At 58.7% G+C, this 15,565-nt stretch carries 12 protein-coding genes; 9 read left to right on the top strand and 3 right to left on the bottom strand.

All coding sequences use genetic code 11. The features are described from left to right. Positions 1–18 precede the first annotated feature (18 nt). Genes PQR02_RS11795 through PQR02_RS11785 form a run of 3 tightly spaced genes read right to left on the bottom strand, consistent with a single transcriptional unit; the run spans position 19 to position 3,301 of the window. Entirely contained in the window at positions 19–1,272 is a 1,254-nt protein-coding gene (locus tag PQR02_RS11795) for an ABC transporter ATP-binding protein (RefSeq protein ID WP_408230106.1), read from the bottom strand. Then, positions 1,269–2,051 (bottom strand): ABC transporter permease, encoded by a 783-nt coding sequence (locus PQR02_RS11790; RefSeq protein ID WP_408230103.1) that lies wholly within the window; start codon positions 2,049–2,051, stop codon positions 1,269–1,271. The genes PQR02_RS11795 and PQR02_RS11790 overlap by 4 nt, the downstream gene beginning before the upstream one ends. 44 nt (positions 2,052–2,095) lie before the next feature. Next, positions 2,096–3,301, bottom strand: a complete 1,206-nt coding sequence (locus tag PQR02_RS11785) for a glycosyltransferase family 4 protein (protein ID WP_408230100.1) — start codon at positions 3,299–3,301, stop codon at positions 2,096–2,098. A 209-nt stretch (positions 3,302–3,510) separates the two neighbouring features. Here PQR02_RS11785 and PQR02_RS11780 point away from each other — a divergent pair, with 209 nt between their 5' ends. The 9 genes from PQR02_RS11780 to PQR02_RS11740 all read left to right on the top strand — a co-directional run. After that, positions 3,511–5,292 carry a type I secretion system permease/ATPase gene (locus PQR02_RS11780; RefSeq protein WP_408230097.1) on the top strand — a complete coding sequence of 594 codons (1,782 nt, stop codon included), beginning with the start codon at positions 3,511–3,513 and terminating at the stop codon, positions 5,290–5,292. 14 nt (positions 5,293–5,306) lie between these two features. Beyond that, the gene (locus tag PQR02_RS11775; RefSeq protein ID WP_408230094.1) at positions 5,307–6,671 is read left to right on the top strand and encodes an HlyD family type I secretion periplasmic adaptor subunit; all 1,365 of its coding nucleotides are present in this window, start codon (positions 5,307–5,309) and stop codon (positions 6,669–6,671) included. Between the two features lies 1 nt (position 6,672). Continuing rightward, positions 6,673–8,142, top strand: coding sequence for a TolC family outer membrane protein (locus PQR02_RS11770; protein WP_408230091.1), 1,470 nt, complete (start codon positions 6,673–6,675; stop codon positions 8,140–8,142). A 590-nt stretch (positions 8,143–8,732) separates the two neighbouring features. Continuing rightward, on the top strand, positions 8,733–8,924 hold the full coding sequence (locus PQR02_RS11765; protein ID WP_408230088.1) for a hypothetical protein: 192 nt from the start codon (positions 8,733–8,735) through the stop codon (positions 8,922–8,924). 796 nt (positions 8,925–9,720) lie between these two features. Next, complete coding sequence (locus tag PQR02_RS11760; protein ID WP_408230085.1) at positions 9,721–12,069, top strand: DUF4214 domain-containing protein; 2,349 nt, start codon at positions 9,721–9,723, stop codon at positions 12,067–12,069. 125 nt (positions 12,070–12,194) lie between these two features. Continuing rightward, positions 12,195–12,452 (top strand): hypothetical protein, encoded by a 258-nt coding sequence (locus tag PQR02_RS11755; RefSeq protein WP_408230082.1) that lies wholly within the window; start codon positions 12,195–12,197, stop codon positions 12,450–12,452. 158 nt (positions 12,453–12,610) lie between these two features. Beyond that, the gene (locus PQR02_RS11750) at positions 12,611–12,865 is read left to right on the top strand and encodes a hypothetical protein (RefSeq protein WP_408230079.1); all 255 of its coding nucleotides are present in this window, start codon (positions 12,611–12,613) and stop codon (positions 12,863–12,865) included. A gap of 233 nt (positions 12,866–13,098) precedes the next feature. Continuing rightward, entirely contained in the window at positions 13,099–14,301 is a 1,203-nt protein-coding gene (locus PQR02_RS11745) for an EAL domain-containing protein (protein ID WP_408230076.1), read from the top strand. Positions 14,302–14,845: 544 nt separating this feature from the next. Next, positions 14,846–15,565 (top strand): DUF535 family protein (locus tag PQR02_RS11740; protein ID WP_408230073.1); only part of this gene is annotated, 720 nt, incomplete at its 3' end.

The following is a 15,565-nucleotide window of genomic DNA, read 5'->3' as shown; positions in this document are numbered from 1 at the left end:
CTTGAAGTACTGCGTTTGTCATGGTTCTTGTAACGTGGGTTCCGCGAAATCCCGTACAGGGTATTGATCAAAGCGGACCGGCACGTAGCACAGTCCGGAAAAGGGCTCGTCGCTGAAACCAGCGATTTCGAAGGCCGCGGCGGCATCCCACCAGTGCTGGCAGTCGTGCACGTGGGTATCATCCGAATGCAATGCGACGGTCACCGTATATTTGCCCGGAGCGAAATTCAACGGCAGCGAGAAGCGGCAACAGACACTAGTACCCGCCGCAAACTGCGCCTCCTTGCGCAACAGGGCCGTATTGGTGCCGAACACATCCTGACCAAAACGGTCGCGAATCAGGATGCCCACCGAAAGCTGGGTAGTCTGGCTTGACTCGCATTCGAGCTCGATCGTGATCTCTTCACCCGACGCAAAACGCATGGCGGGTCCGAACCGGTTTGATAGCACCACGTTCCGGATGCGGGTGCGCAATGCCCCGTACGAATCCGGCGTCGACTCATCCGTGTGCGGCGCTTCGTCGTCGATGCCAGCAATCAGCCGGTAATAGATCTGCGCGGCCTCATCAGGCAAGCCGTCAAAGGCGATCCTACCGTCCGAGAGCAAAATTGCCCGATCGCAGAGGAGCTTCACCGAATTGATGTCGTGAGACACGTAAAGGATGGACCCGCCACTATCGCGGAACTCCCGGATGCGCTTCAGGCATTTCTGCTGGAAGCGGGCATCGCCCACTGCCAGTGCCTCGTCCACAATGAAGCAGACAGGGTCCGCGTGAATGGCCACCGCAAAACCGAGCCGCATAATCATGCCCGAAGAATAGGTCCGCAGCGGCGCATCGATGAAGCCGGCCAGTTCCGAAAAAGCGACGATCGCTTCGAATCGCTCCTCGATTTCCGCACTGGTCATGCCGATCAGTCGTGCATTCACCGCGATATTTTCGCGACCCGACAGTCTGCCGTCAAAACCGGTACCCAGCTCCAGCAGGCCCGCGATACGCCCACGGCGCGCGATCGTTCCCGCATCGGGCATCAGCACACCGCTCACGAGTTTGAGCAGGGTCGATTTGCCTGCACCGTTCTGTCCGAGCACGCCAATCGCCTCCCCTTGGCCGAGCGAAAACGAAACGTCCTCGAGTGCAACGTGCACGCGATGCCGCGCCTTCCCGAAGAGGCCTTCAAAAAGGCGATCGGCGGTCCGGTTGTAGACTTTAAAACGCTTCGAGAGCCGTTGGACCTCCAGCACCGGCAGACCGTTCTGCACACGAGCTGTCATAGCATATCCCTCAATTCGGATTGCAGACGGCGCAGCAGCAGCCGGCTCGCAAGCAGACTGGCGCACGCGGCCAGAGCGAGCCCGATCACTTCCTTCATCGGCGGATACTGATGCCACACGATGATGCCGTGCACGGCATCGATAGCCCAGAAGATCGGACTCAGGTGCAGCGCCCTCGCGGCCCAGGGAGGCAGAATCGAGGCGAGGTAGACGACTGGTGTCAGCCAGAAAGCGAACTGCAGAATCACGTTAAGGACATTCTTTATGTCCGGTATGAATACGTCGAGCGTGCCCAGAATGATGCCGACTCCGTAGGCAAATGCGCTGAGCAACAGCGCGATGAGGGGAAGTGCCAGCCATTGCACACCAATCGGGTGACCGATAATCATCAGGAATGCTGCGAAAAAAGCCATAGTGATGGCGTACACCGCCCACTCCGCAATCACGATATGAAGCGGCATGACCCACAAGTCCACGCTGATCTTGCGGATCAGGTGTGCCTTTGAGCCGTAGACAGGGGTAAGCCTGTTCAGCAGGTTGGCGAAGAGATTCCATGTGAGAAGCCCCCCAATCAGATAGACCGTATACAGATAGGGATCCGCATCCGCGCCAATTCGTGTGCGCATGAACCGGGAAAACACAGTGCTGAACAGCACCACAAACGTCAAAGGCTGGATCAGCAGCCACGCGGCGCCGAGCGCATTCTCGCGGTGCCGGTCAATGAGATCCTGGCGCGAGAGGAGCAGCACATGCGCGAGGCTGGTTCTTAATGTATGCATGAACAGATTGGAAGTGGACCCGACACCTGCGCTGTCTGAAGTTCTCAGGCGATGATCTGGCGATAAATGGCAAGGGTTTCGTCGGCGGTACGTTGCCAGCTGAAGCAGCGCGCACGAGCGCTTCCGGCTGCGATTAGCCGTTCGCGCAACGCGCCGTCGTCGATCAATGCCTGCATGGCGTCGGTAAACCCCTCGACATCGTCTGCGTCGCGCATGATAGCAGCCTCGCCCGCCACTTCCCGCAGAGCCTGAGCCGTCGAGCACAGTACCGGGACGCCGGACGCCATGGCCTCAACGACTGGCAATCCGAACCCCTCATACACTGACGGATACACCACCGCGAGTGCGCCCGCGATCAGGAGCGGAAGCTCATCGTCGGATACATAGCCTAGCTTGCGTACGAAGCCCTCACGCAATCCGTGCTCGAGTGCGGCGTGCAGGGAGTCAGTCAGCCACCCTTCCACGCCAATCAGGGTAAGCGGGAACTTGCAACGCACCTTGGCCGGCAGGCGTGCATGTGCAGCGAGTGCAGTAGTCAGATTCTTGCGCGGCTCGAGCGTGCCCACTGCCGCAAAGTACTGCCCGTGCACGAGGCCATGACGCGCCAGCACGTCGCGGGTCGTCTCGGACGAATGCGGCCGGAAGCGCGTCGAAACGCCGTTATGCACCACTCGGATTTTCTCGCGTGCGACCGGAAAACAGGCGAGCAATTCATCCCGCACAAAATCCGATACGACGATAACCCTTTCCGCTCGCTCGAGAGCCCTGGGAAAGTTTGCGCGCAGAAGCGCAAGGCGAGGTGCCGGATGATACTCGGGATAGCGCACCCAGGATACGTCGTGCGCGGTGATAACCGTGGGACCGCGAAACCGGAACGGTATGAAGTTCGGATCGTGATAGACCTGCGGGGCACGCTGCCGTCGTATGCCTGAATCGAAGCGATACTGTTCGACATGCGGCATGAAACGGTAAATGCCGGGAACAAATCTGCGCGCAAAGCGCTTGGCGTTCCCGGCGACCACCGTACGCCACGACCTCGCTCCCATCACCTCGGCGGATGGAGAGGTACCACCCGCCTCACGCGACGCAGACCAATGCGTCCCATAGAAAAACCGCACGTTGTGCCCCCGCTGAACGAATTCGCGGGCGAGATGCGACGCATATTGTCCGATACCGGTCAGTGGCGTGAGTAAGGCACGTCCACCCATTGCAATATCGAGTTGAGCGTCAGAGTTATGTTTTTGGAGCATCTACTGCCTGCTATAGGGGATTCTGGAAGCAGCGCAAGTATCCGGCTTGTTTTCCCAAAATGATGTGACGGCCATCACATTTTTCGCGGTCTTGATCGATCAGAATGAGCGCCGTCACAAGGGGTCGACCCAGTGGTGTCGAATAGCTAACAGATCAGAAAGCAGACCAGTCGAGAGGTGTCGCGATCAGCCAGCGCGACAACATAAAAATGACAAAGAAAGTCCGGGTACCGTCGAACGAGATCATTCAGGCGCTGTTGGGTTACCGTCGGGTGTTCCGCACTATCGGTATCTTCAGCATGCTCATCAACCTGTTGATGCTCGTGCCGTCAATCTACATGCTGCAGGTTTACGACCGTGTCCTGCCCAGCCGCAACGGCGTCACGCTTGCGATGCTGACACTGATGATGCTGGGGATGTATGCGTTCACAAGCGTGCTCGAGTATGTCCGCAGCTTTATTGTGATCCGGGTGGGCGGCAAGCTTGACATGCATCTGAATAGCCGCGTCTATACGGCTGCGTTTGAAACGAACCTTAAACAGCAGGGAGTCAATGCTGGCCAGTCGCTAAACGATCTGACCACGATCCGGCAGTTCGTGACGGGCAACGCATTGTTTGCGTTCTTCGACGCCCCGTGGTTTCCAATCTATCTGGCCGTCATCTTCATCTTCAATGTATGGCTCGGCGTTTTTGCGCTAGCGGGCTCGGTGGTTCTCATTGCGCTCGCCATTGCCAACGAGCGCGTTTCACGCCGTCCGCTGGCCGAAGCAACTGCCCTGTCGATCCGCTCCAGCTCGCTTGCCACTGCCAACCTGCGCAACGCCGAAGTCATCGAAGCAATGGGGATGTTGCCCAACCTGATGTCCCGGTGGTCGGTACTCAACGCCGGATTTCTGGCACGGCAGGCTGAAGCCAGCGAGAAAGCAGCGATGGTGGGCAATGTGACGAAATTCGTCCGCCTGTCCCTGCAGTCGCTTGTACTGGGAGTTGGCGCGCTGCTCGCAATCGACGGCAAGGTCTCGCCTGGCATGATGATCGCCGGCTCGATTCTGATGGGCCGGGTGCTGGGCCCCCTGGAATTGGTGATTTCCGTCTGGCGCCAGTGGAGTGGCGCGAGAAGTGCGTACGACCGGCTCGTGGAGCTGCTCGAAAACAATCCGGCGCGCCGTATCGGCATGAGCCTGCCGCCCCCGGCAGGCCGCCTGACGCTCGAGGCAGTGAGCGCGGCGGCGCCGGGTTCACGTCTGCCGGTCGTGCATGGCCTGTCTTTCACGATCGACGCGGGCGACATCGTGGGCGTGATCGGGCCGAGCGCATCCGGCAAGTCAACGCTTGCGCGGCTCATGGTCGGTGTATGGCCCGCCGCTGTCGGGACGGTGCGGCTTGACGGAGCCGACATCTACCAGTGGGACAAGGACCAGCTCGGACCGCACATCGGCTATCTTCCGCAGGACATTGAACTGTTCGGCGGCTCGATCGCCGAAAACATTGCGCGCTTTGGCCAGATCGAATCAGAAAAAGTCATCGAAGCGGCGCAGCTCGCGGGCGTTCACGAGATGATTCTGCGTTTGCCGCAGGGCTATGACACGCTGGTGGGTGACCGGGGTGCGGGGCTTTCCGGAGGTCAGAAACAGCGTATCGGTCTCGCTCGTGCGCTCTATGGTGATCCATCTTTTATCGTCCTCGATGAACCCAACTCGAATCTGGACGAGACAGGCGAGGCAGCACTCAAGCACGCCATCGAGCGTCTGCATAGCGCCGGCAAGACAGTTGTACTGATTACCCATCGCACGAGCATCATTGCGGCGACCACCAAGCTACTGCTGCTGGTAGAAGGCCAGCTCAGGATGTACGGCCCGACCGCGCACGTGCTCGCAGCGTTGCAGAACGCCCCGGCACAATCGGCCGCCGCGGAACCGGCCGCTGCCAGAACGACTCAGCCCAATAACAATCAGCCATCCGCCTCCCAAACGGCGGAGGCAACAGTCTGACCCGCAGGGTTTCCATGTTCAATTTCCCAAGCAAGAAAGCGGCGGTGCCTGCTGTCGAGGTGCTCGGAACCGCATTGCCGCCCGTTGTCGATGTCGACGAATCACGATACGTCAAACTCGGTTGGACCGTCGTTCTGGTAGGCGTGGTGGGTTCACTCCTGTGGGCCGCATTCGCGCCCCTTAGCAAAGGTACGGCAGTTCAGGGAACAGTTGTCGTTGCAGGTAACCGCAAGACAATCCAGCACCCGACCGGCGGCATCATTCGCGACATTCTCGTGCAGGACGGCGATGATGTGAAGGCCGGGCAGGTGCTCGTCAGGATGAACGACGTCCAGACGAGGTCCCAGGCCGCCACCATCCGGGCGCAATATCTGACGGAGCTGGCAACGAAAGCGCGCCTCGTCGCCGAGGCGACGAATATGAAGGACATTACGTTTCCACCCGAGTTGATGGACCGGGTCGCGGCCCATGACGAAGAAGCTGAAGACGACGTGAGGCTGCAGCAGCAACTGCTGAATTCACGCCGACTGGCACTGAAGGCGTCAGTCGGTGCGCTGCTCGAGACCATTGCCGGCTACCGTGCACAGCTGGCCGGTCAAAGCGACTCACAGGTACAACAACTGGCCGAGCGCAGGACCCTACAGGATCAGTTGACCGGCGTGCGGCAGCTCGCGGGCGAAGGCTATGTGCCACGCAGCAAACTGCAGGATCTTGAACGCCAGGAAGCCGCGCTCAACAGTGACATTTCCAGGCAGACCGGTACCACCGGACAGCTGGCGAGCCAGATGGCCGAGGCACGCCTGCATATCGCGCAGTTGCAGGAAGACTATATGAAAGACGTACGCACGCAGCTCAGTGAGGTGCAGCGCGATACAGAGGCGCTGAAAAGTCGTCTGGCGGAAAGCGAGTTCGAACTTGCCAACACCGAAGTCCGCTCTCCCGTCGACGGAACAGTTGTGGGCGTGAACGTCTTCACCAATGGAGGCACGGTCGCAGCAGGCGCAAAGCTCATGGAGGTGGTGCCCAGTGGTGAGCCGCTGGAGGTCGAAGGCCAGTTGCAGGTCAACCTGATCGACAAGGTTCACAAGGACATGCCGGTCGACATGATGTTTACCGCGTTCAACCAGAACAGCACGCCAAAAATACCGGGGATGCTGACCTTCGTATCCGCCGACCGTCTGGTGGACGATCACACGGGCGCCCCCTACTATCGGGTGCGCGCAAAGGTCACGCCGCAGGGCATGAAACTCTTACAGAACCTGAACGTGAAGCCCGGCATGCCAGTCGAAATGTTCGTCAACGCAGGCCAGCGCTCGATGCTGAGTTATCTGCTCAAGCCGATCATCGATCGGTCGCACACCGCATTGACGGAGGACTGACGTGCAAGGTGTGCTTATAGCCCTGCTGGGGAGCAGGTCGTTCTCCGCCGGTTCGCGCCGGATTACCCGCACCGGCCCTCGACTGCACGCCATCGCGCTTGCGATATCGTTCGGCGCCGCGCTCGTCGCGCCAAAGGCGGCGCACGCGCTCGGTTTGGCTGACGTTTATGAGGCAGCGCTAGGTCACGATCCGGTGTTCGCGGCAGCGGCGAAGCAGAAGGAAGCCGATGACGCGAACGTTGCGATCGGCCGCTCCTACCTGCTACCGAACGTGTCGGCGAATTATTCGACATACCGCAATGTGACCGGCACGACATATTTTGGGCAGCCACCAGGCGACGTCTCTGTCCATCAGGTCTACGGGGCATATTCCGAGGGTGTTTCGCTGCGACAATCCCTGATCAACTTCGAGGGCATTGCGCGTTACCGCTACGGCAAGGCAACTGCACTGGCTGGCGACGCGACGTTTGATGACCGCAAGCAGGAGCTGCTCGTACGCGTGCTGGGCGCCTATACGGACACCGTGTTTGCTCAGGAGCAACTGTTACTTGCTACTGCCCAGAAAAAGGCATTTGATGAGCAGTTCGCGGGCAACGTAGCCATGTTCAAAAACGGGGAAGGCACGCGCACCGACATCCTCGAGACAAAGTCGAAGGCGGAGCTGGCACAGGCAGATGTGGCCGACGCGCGAGACAATGTCGATAACGCGGCGCATACGCTTGAGGCACTGACAGGTTTGCCCGCGTCGCTGGACATCGCCGGCCTTGACCGGCTCAAGGATGACTATCAACCGACGCTACCCTCGCCGCTCGGCTTCGACGAATGGCGGGATATTGCCCTTGAGAATAATGCCCAGTTGATCGCTGAACGGCACTCTGTTGAGGCAGCGGGGCAGCAGGTAAAAATTGTACGTGCGGGCTTTTATCCGCGTGTGGACCTTGTCGCCAGTATAGGGAAGAGCCAGTCCAACACACTAGATACCATCGGCCAGCGTTATCTGACCAAAGCGGTCGGAGTGGAAATAACAATACCGCTGTATTCGGGCGGACTTGTGCAGGCGTCGTCGCAACAGGCGCAGGCTAACTACGAACGGGCGCAGTTCGATTTGCAGGACAAGACCGACAAGGTGTTACTTGATTTACGCAAGCAGTACAACATTTGCGTCAGCAGCCTGACACGCATCGATGCGCTCAGGAGCGCGGTGGAATCCGCAACCCTGCAGATCACGGCGACCCAGAAAAGTGTGCAGGCCGGCATGCGCACGAACCTGGACGTACTGACGGCGACACAACAGCTCTACCAGGCCAAGCGGGATCTGGCGCGCACGCGCTATCAGTACCTGCTGGCCGAACTGCAACTCAAACGTGCAGCGGGAATATTGTCGCCGCAGGATCTGTATGGAATTGCGCAGTGGTTTGTTCCCTCTGCCCAGCTTGCGAACGCCGCCAATCCGATGCCGCTCATACACTGAACAGTGAGAACCGTGTTCCACACGTCACGCGGGGAGACGGTTCATGGCAATGCGCTCGCGGGTGCGGCACGCCTTTTTCGAGGCTAATAAGGCAAGCGTCCCCTGAGGCGCGCCCATTGACAACCAGCAGACGTAGCTGATCGGCGACGATGTCGATCTGCTGCGTACGCGCTCACCCCTCATCTGATCGGGTGACATTCCGCACCCGCCTGTCAGACACAAGCAGACACAAGTCGCCTCCCTGCTTCTTTGAACCCATGCTTCTCCATTTAACTTTGAAGATTGTGCTTGCCCGCACAATCTTCCGTCGGTATCTGCACTAAATTAGGTGAAGTCCTGGCACGGCAACTGAACAGTTCACAAGTCGGCTGCCACGCACTCACCGAAACAGATCTATGACATCCGAGCCAACCAGGAAGGCAAAGGCGGCCCGAAAGCGATACAGTCCCCGACGCTGGATCGTCGATTGGACCATTGAGCCGACCTCCGAACCAAACCATGTGAGCCTGTCCCTGTTCGTGGCTGACGAGTCGGACGATAGCGTCTGCTCATCGACAACCCGACACTACCTTATGCAGCAGGAGCGGATAGTGGACCTGATCCGCGAACTCGCGGGCGCGCTGGAACACTCGCAAGCGAGCCAGGCGCTTGAAGAGCAGGCGCTGGCGGCCGGCTCACAGGTGTCCGCGGAGCATGCTTCCAGACCAGACACTGCCGAGAAGGAAGCACCGGAGCAGTCGAGCCACTTTTTCCTCGGTGCTTATGGCCTCGTCGGCAACTAGCACTGCGCGACAGGCAATTTCGTTAAGTCATCGCTTCTCGCGCCAGGCAGGATCCGTTAGCTTCCGGCCTTCCCTCGTTCATTGGTAAGGCGGCACCGCACGGCCTGTATCGCCTCGCGCGCCCGACGCTGCGCGATGACGCTGACGAGGGGGACGCGTTGCAGGATGCTTCTCTATCGGCGTCGCGATCCTCAGCCGGTTCCTGGCTGCACAGTTTGTTGCCACCGGCGGCCTGAGTAGCAGCAAGGCTGTCCCGCTTCGGCGATGTACTGGGCTAACGGATTTGACGCACGAACAGGAATAATCACCACCTTCCGAAATGTGATAACGGTCACATTCGTCCTTGCTGGACACGTTATCGTAGCTTTGCTTGTCAGAATACAAGCGGCCATCGCAGTATCCCTACCGATTTGATCTCAAGGTCAGATTGGTGGAACCCTGTAGCACCGCCATCAATTTGCTCACATCAGATTGGTGGCGCTCCCTACTTCTCCGTCAAACATTCCTGCCGCTTCCCCCTTTTCAGGCATCCATCCCTCACCGGGTGCGGCACTTCCCGCCTGGACTTCCATCGTTTGACGACGTCATAAGTTACGCACACAACTTTTCCTACCTATTTGCGAATTTGTGAGCCACATCACACATTACTTGCTTCGGGGCATGGAAAATCCGCCGTGCGTTGTCAGTGTGCAGTGGCCAAGGCTTATTGCCAATTGTAGGTAAGTCGCCCCGGCCACTGCATGGATCTGCCGACGCTTCACACGTGTGATTAGATAACTCTCTAAGGAATGTTCAAATGGCCGCACTGTCCTACGCTGAACAAGTACAACAAGCATATCTGGCCTACTATGGCCGCCCTGCTGACCCGGCAGGTCAGCAATATTGGGTCAACCAGCTGACCGCTGCTAACGGCAACCTGAACTCGATCATCGACGCGTTCGGTAACTCGGCTGAGTCGACCGCTCTTTATGGCGGCTCGAGCACGGCAGCGCAAGTCAATGCGATCTATCAAACGCTGTTCGGCCGTGCTGCTGACGTGACCGGTCTGAACTTCTACGTGAATGGCATCGTCAACGGCCAATTCACGCTCGCTTCGGTCGCTCTGAACATCTACAACGGCGCTACCGGTACGGATGCGACAGAACTGGCTGCGAAACTGGGCTACGCTGATTCGTTCACCGCAGCGCTGAGCCAGTCGGCTGCTGGTGAAATCGCTTATTCGGGCAACGCAGCAGCGAACAACGCTCGCGCAGCAGTCGCATCGGTTGTTGACTCGACTTCGCAAGCTACGGCAACGGCGGCTCTGTCGACGACGATCGCGAACATCGGTACGGGCGCGGTTTCGCAGACGGTCACGCTCACTACGAGTGTGGATACGCTGACGGGCGCAGCAGGCGGCGGCAACGTGTTCGTCGGCGACGACACCGGCACGAACCCGACGGTGTCCGCTGCGGATTCGATCAATGGTGGCAGCGGTTCGAACAACACGTTCAAGCACTACCTGGCTGCAGCTGCAACGACCGTCCTCAATCCGACTCTGACCAACGTCCAAACGCTGTATATCAACGGTGGCGCGGCTGTTACGGCCGACCTGTCGAAGATTGCCGGTGTGACCAACGTTCAAATCGACAACCTCGGCGGCAACGCAACGTACACGTTGAAAGCTACCGAAGGTCTGACGGTCCTGAACGACAATGGCGCAACGGTCCGTAACGTGACGGCAATTTATGGCGCAACGGATACCGCTACCAGCATCACCCTCAGCGGCATGGGTAAGGCTGGCACGGCTGGCACGCTGGATGTCCAAGGCGCAGCTCTCGCTACGCTTAACCTGACGTCGACCGGCGCGGCCAACAACGTCACGCTGACGAACAGCGTTGGCACGGCGCTGTCGACCGTGAACGTCTCGGGTGGCACGGCACTGACGCTGACCGAAGGCCTGACGGGCGTGAAGACCATCAACGCCAGCACCGATACCGGTGGCGTATCGATCGTCGATACTGCAACGGTTAACACGACATTCGCCTTTACCGGCGGCTCGGGCAATGATTCGTTGAGCATCACGACGGCAAGCCTGGACGCCCTGGCGGCCGGCTCGCAGCTCAATGGCGGTACTGGTACCGATACGCTGATCATTAGCGACGCTGGGGTGGCTAACGCCGGCACGCTGTCGGCTGCAGAATACGCGACGCTGAACGCCACTACGAACTTCGAAGTTCTGGGTCTGGGTGGTACGAACGCAATTACCGTTGATGCTTCGAAAATCACGGCAGCCTTCGCCAACCACTTCGCAGTTTCCGATACTGGCGTCGTGACCATCAACAAGATGGTCGATGGCTCGACCGTTGACGTCACCGCTGCCCTCGCCAGCGACACATTTGGTGCTGCAGTGGGTTCGCAGACCTTGAACATGAACATCGGCTCGAGCACGACGGCGGGCTTGAACATGAGCGGGTCCACCGAGACCGTGACTGGCTTCTCGACCATCAACGTGTCGTCCAATGGTACCAACGCTGCTGCTAACCAGGTGGTGTTCGCCAACAGCGACAACGCCAAGTTCGTGGTGACGGGCTCGAACGACCTGACGATGACCGTGGCTGCCGCGTCCGCGACCGGCGACAAGATTGATGCGTCGGCTTTCACCGGCGTGTTCACGCTGACGGATTCGGGCAAGGGTGACGTCATCCTGACGGGCTCGGGCACGACGACCATCACTGAGTTGAGCGCCGGCACGCCGACCGCCGGGGATACCATTACGTTGCTCTCGGGCCACGCCAAGGTAGATACCTTGGTTCTGAATGCAGCTGGCACGCAAACGGACGTGGTGAATAACTTCGTGTTGAATCAGGACGTTATCCAGGGTAATACTACGGCGCTGAAAGTTGGTGCCGAACTCTCCGCCGTCAAGGGTATGGTAGCTTCGTCTGCTTACGCAAATGCAGCGGCCTTTGTCGCTGCGGCTCAGGGCGTGGCTGCGACGGCTGCTCATGACACGGTTGCATGGTATGACGCTGCAAACAACAACACGTGGGTAGCCTCGTTTAACGATACCACTGCCGGTCACGTGCACGTGGTCGAACTGGTTGGTCAACACGGAACGTCGGTTAGCCTGACGGCCGCTGCTGGCGCTGTCGTGATTCACTAATCTCTCTCGCGGGAGAAGCCCCTCTCAGGTCTGTAAGAGGGGTTGTTGAAGGCCAAACGAACCCCGTCTCTCACAAGGAGGCGGGGTTTTTCGCTTTAATGAAAACGTCCTTTCCACGTAACTCCATGTCCCTACCCGAATACATTACCCTCAACGGCACCAACTACGCCACGGCGAAGCTGCCGGAAGAAGCTCGCACGCAGGTGCAAAACATCCAGGTTGTCGACGCTGAAATCGGTCGCCTGCAACAGCAGCTGGCCATCGCCCAGACGGCACGCAATGCCTACAGCGCGGCGGTGGTGAATGCCATCAAGGTTCCGGCTTCCGAGTCAGCAGCTCCCGAAAAGAAAGCCCGCAAGCCACGCAAGCCGAAGGCTGAATGACGGACGCAAGGCGGCCCGAGCGCGAAACCCGCGCAGGGTGACCGGGCGCGTAGGCAGTTGAATAGCAAAGTTTCTCCGCGAGTTTGTGCTATGTTTTATCGGAACACTAAATTCATAAGCACTGCCCGCGAGAAGGGCCGTGCAGGGACAAAACCTTAATGCCGCAAACCCTTATCCCCGTCGCCCGCTGGAAGATTCATGCCGAATCAACGAACGAGCAGGCCGCCATTCGCCTGACTGGCCGGGCGCTCTCGGACGCAACGAACATGGGGCAGTGCATACAGACAGTCCTTCTGACGCATGACCAGGCTCAGGAACTTGTCTCCGGGCTGAATCTAGTGTTGCTGGAGCTGGAGCTGCAGCGGATTGCCGACCTGGCCCGGGGCGCCGAGGGCGCTGGATACCCGCCGTGACCGCTCCCGGATAAATATGTCGGACGCGACGAATTCCACACCGGTGGCGGAAGGCGCCCACTCTTCTTCGCTCATACCGGTAGACGTCTGGCAGATTGACTCGACGAGCCAGCATGTCGCGATGCGCCTGTACGTCAGTGAATTGATGGCAAGACGCGACCTCGCCTCTGCCGCCACGCTTCACGCCCGTCTGACATCGATGCGTAAATAAACTCACCCTGGTGCCGGGATCCATGAGCGAAGAGAATTCTTGTTGCTTACCGAGCATAAACAGTGCGTTTCAGCCCATCCTCTCTCTTGCCCATCAAGCGCCAGTTGGATACGAGGCATTGCTCCGTCCATGGCTTGATGGCAAACCATGTTCACCTTTGGAAGCCTTCCGCCGAGCAAGGCTTGTTGAGCGCACCGGCGAATTCGAGCGTGAGTGTGTCCGATGTCATGCAGGCCACTTCGCGCGCTTCGCGGACGACGAAAGCGTACTGTTTATTAACGTGCAGCCTGAAGTCCTCGTTCATCCGATTCATGGGCCCGGTCTCATTGCGGACATCCTGGGTTGCGGCATACCACCCGCGCGGCTCGCAATCGAAGTTCTGGAAACTCCACAACCACCAAATAGGGTGCTCGTCGATGCGGTCGCCCAGTTGCGGCTGCACGGCTTCCTGATCGCCCTCGATGATTTTGGCGCTGGCGACACAAACCTGAGCCGTGTCTGGGATCTGCGGCCTGACGTGGTAAAACTTGATCGCGAGTTGATCAGGCAAGCGGCAACGAGTTATCGCAATGCGCGCAGTCTTCTACGACTGGTTGAACTTCTGCACGAAACTGGCACGCTCGTCGCCGTCGAAGGTGTGGAAACGGAGGCTGAGGCGCTCCTGTGCCTCGATTGCGATGCTGACTTTGCGCAGGGCTACTACTTTGGACGGCCATCGGCGCTCGCCGACAAAAGCGACTTGCGAGTTTCCGGTACCGAGTTCCTGCCGAACAACTTTCAGAGCGGCGATCGAATCAAGCCCGTTGCAGACCTGGTGGGTTTGCAACCGTACTGGCAGGCGTTTCAGGATGTAACGCACGCCGTTTGCCTGGGACTGAATTTTGCCGAAAGCGCTACGCGCTTTCTTAGCCTTGCCCTGTCGCTTCGCATGTTTTTGCTGGATCAAAACGGAACACAAATCGGCTCGCCGGTAGAGTCACAAAATAATCCGATACGCAGGCAATCGCGGTTCCCAATGCTAACCAGGAGGGCCGGCGCCAATTGGTCAAAACGACCATACTTCAGAAACGCGGTAAGTCATCCCGGCGAGACCGTCGTAAGTGAACCTTATGTGACCTCGGGGTCGATGAATCTGTGCGTGACGCTCGCTGTCTGCGTCGAAACCGACGGAGCAAAGTACGTCATTTGTGGCGATGTACTCTTTCAGGAGTTGGGACGACATTGATGCGCGTCCAATGCCAAGAGCTTGAACGCTAAGGCCATGAAAGTACGCGAGAGAAAGATAATAGTCGGTCAACCTCGTCTCCCCATGATGCGCCCCGGTTTTCAATTACGCCCCTTACGATGTTTCGGTTGGCCCTAGGCGCCCACCGGAATATCCTGTAACATTCGGTTACGTTTAGAAATATTGCGTAAATCTGCGCTGCCAGCCAGATCGCGTCGTAAGAATGTGCGCATGAGATGTCCGAAGACGAACATCGGCGGTGAGGTTCACCGTGATCGGTAAGTAGTACGATGTATTTCCCAGGCAGTTCGACTTGCGAATAAGGGGTCGACATTCGGATGGACTAGAGGCGCGAATCGAAACGTCGTCACTCCAGACGGTGAACCGCGTGCGCGACGCGGTCAGACCCGTTTCTTCAGGCTTCTCAGGAATTTTCTTCAAGTCAGCCCCCTTTATGACAAGCTTGCTGATAGCGACTCTTGTATTTGCCGCGGCTGCCTTCGTGCTCGCACCATTATGAAAAGAAAATAGGTCGTGGTTGATAATGTCAATTTCTAAAGCTTGCCACCTGTTATCTAGGTCTATTCCTGGGCGAACTCCTCACGACCTCTTCCGGCAGATCCGCGTGCTGATGTACGCACTGCTCAATCCGATTGCAGCACGCATCTGGTTGAAGGCACTGACGACGAACTCTCTGCTTGCGGATATTGCTGCCCGCAACCGGCGCTTTCTTGAACGTCCCTTTCATTGCTTTGCCCAGGCCGGTATGCCTGCATACGCGCGTGCCGAGCTGCTGTGCGGTCATTTTCGAGTCGTTCGGGAGCTGTTTGGCGAAGATCTGGTGCGCGGGCTCTACCTGAATTCGGAATATGTGACGTTGGCATCGAGTGGCAGGTATGCGCTCGTTGTGAGTGAGCCGGTACGCTGCTGGCGCGAAGGGTTGCTTACCGTCGCCTGGCACGACGTGCTTGAGCACGTCGATCTTGCGTGGGCGACCATCAGCTTCGAAATACATCCCGAATCAGGGAAACGGGGTGCGCTGATCGGGGGCCTGCAAGGGCCAGCCGGCGCGGACAGAGAGCGGGTGCGCGAGGCTACACGCGCATGCCATGGCTTGCGGCCGAAGGCCGCTGTGATGGAAGCCGTTGGCGAATTCTGCAGGATGGCAAGGGTGGACGCGCTCACTGGAGTGACGAAGAAGACGCACGTTTCCGCTGCAACAGCGGTTCAGTTTAGCGCGGACTATGATGGCTTCTGGCGTGAA

Origin of the sequence: Paraburkholderia sediminicola (assembly GCF_046026895.1) — a bacterium.
GTDB classification, from domain to species: Bacteria; Pseudomonadota; Gammaproteobacteria; order Burkholderiales; family Burkholderiaceae; genus Paraburkholderia; species Paraburkholderia sediminicola_C.
The sequence above is the reverse complement of the archived record's forward strand: the minus strand, read 5'-3'. Positions and strand labels throughout refer to the sequence as shown.

What these genes read in the sequence shown, in the direction of transcription:
- PQR02_RS11795 (WP_408230106.1), bottom strand. Translation starts at nt 1,272, where the DNA reads ATGACAGCTCGTGTGCAGAACGGTCTGCCGGTGCTGGAGGTCCAACGG.
- PQR02_RS11790 (WP_408230103.1), bottom strand. Translation starts at nt 2,051, where the DNA reads ATGCATACATTAAGAACCAGCCTCGCGCATGTGCTGCTCCTCTCGCGC.
- PQR02_RS11785 (WP_408230100.1), bottom strand. Translation starts at nt 3,301, where the DNA reads ATGCTCCAAAAACATAACTCTGACGCTCAACTCGATATTGCAATGGGT.
- PQR02_RS11780 (WP_408230097.1), top strand. Translation starts at nt 3,511, where the DNA reads ATGACAAAGAAAGTCCGGGTACCGTCGAACGAGATCATTCAGGCGCTG.
- PQR02_RS11775 (WP_408230094.1), top strand. Translation starts at nt 5,307, where the DNA reads ATGTTCAATTTCCCAAGCAAGAAAGCGGCGGTGCCTGCTGTCGAGGTG.
- PQR02_RS11760 (WP_408230085.1), top strand. Translation starts at nt 9,721, where the DNA reads ATGGCCGCACTGTCCTACGCTGAACAAGTACAACAAGCATATCTGGCC.
- PQR02_RS11755 (WP_408230082.1), top strand. Translation starts at nt 12,195, where the DNA reads ATGTCCCTACCCGAATACATTACCCTCAACGGCACCAACTACGCCACG.
- PQR02_RS11750 (WP_408230079.1), top strand. Translation starts at nt 12,611, where the DNA reads ATGCCGCAAACCCTTATCCCCGTCGCCCGCTGGAAGATTCATGCCGAA.
- PQR02_RS11745 (WP_408230076.1), top strand. Translation starts at nt 13,099, where the DNA reads ATGAGCGAAGAGAATTCTTGTTGCTTACCGAGCATAAACAGTGCGTTT.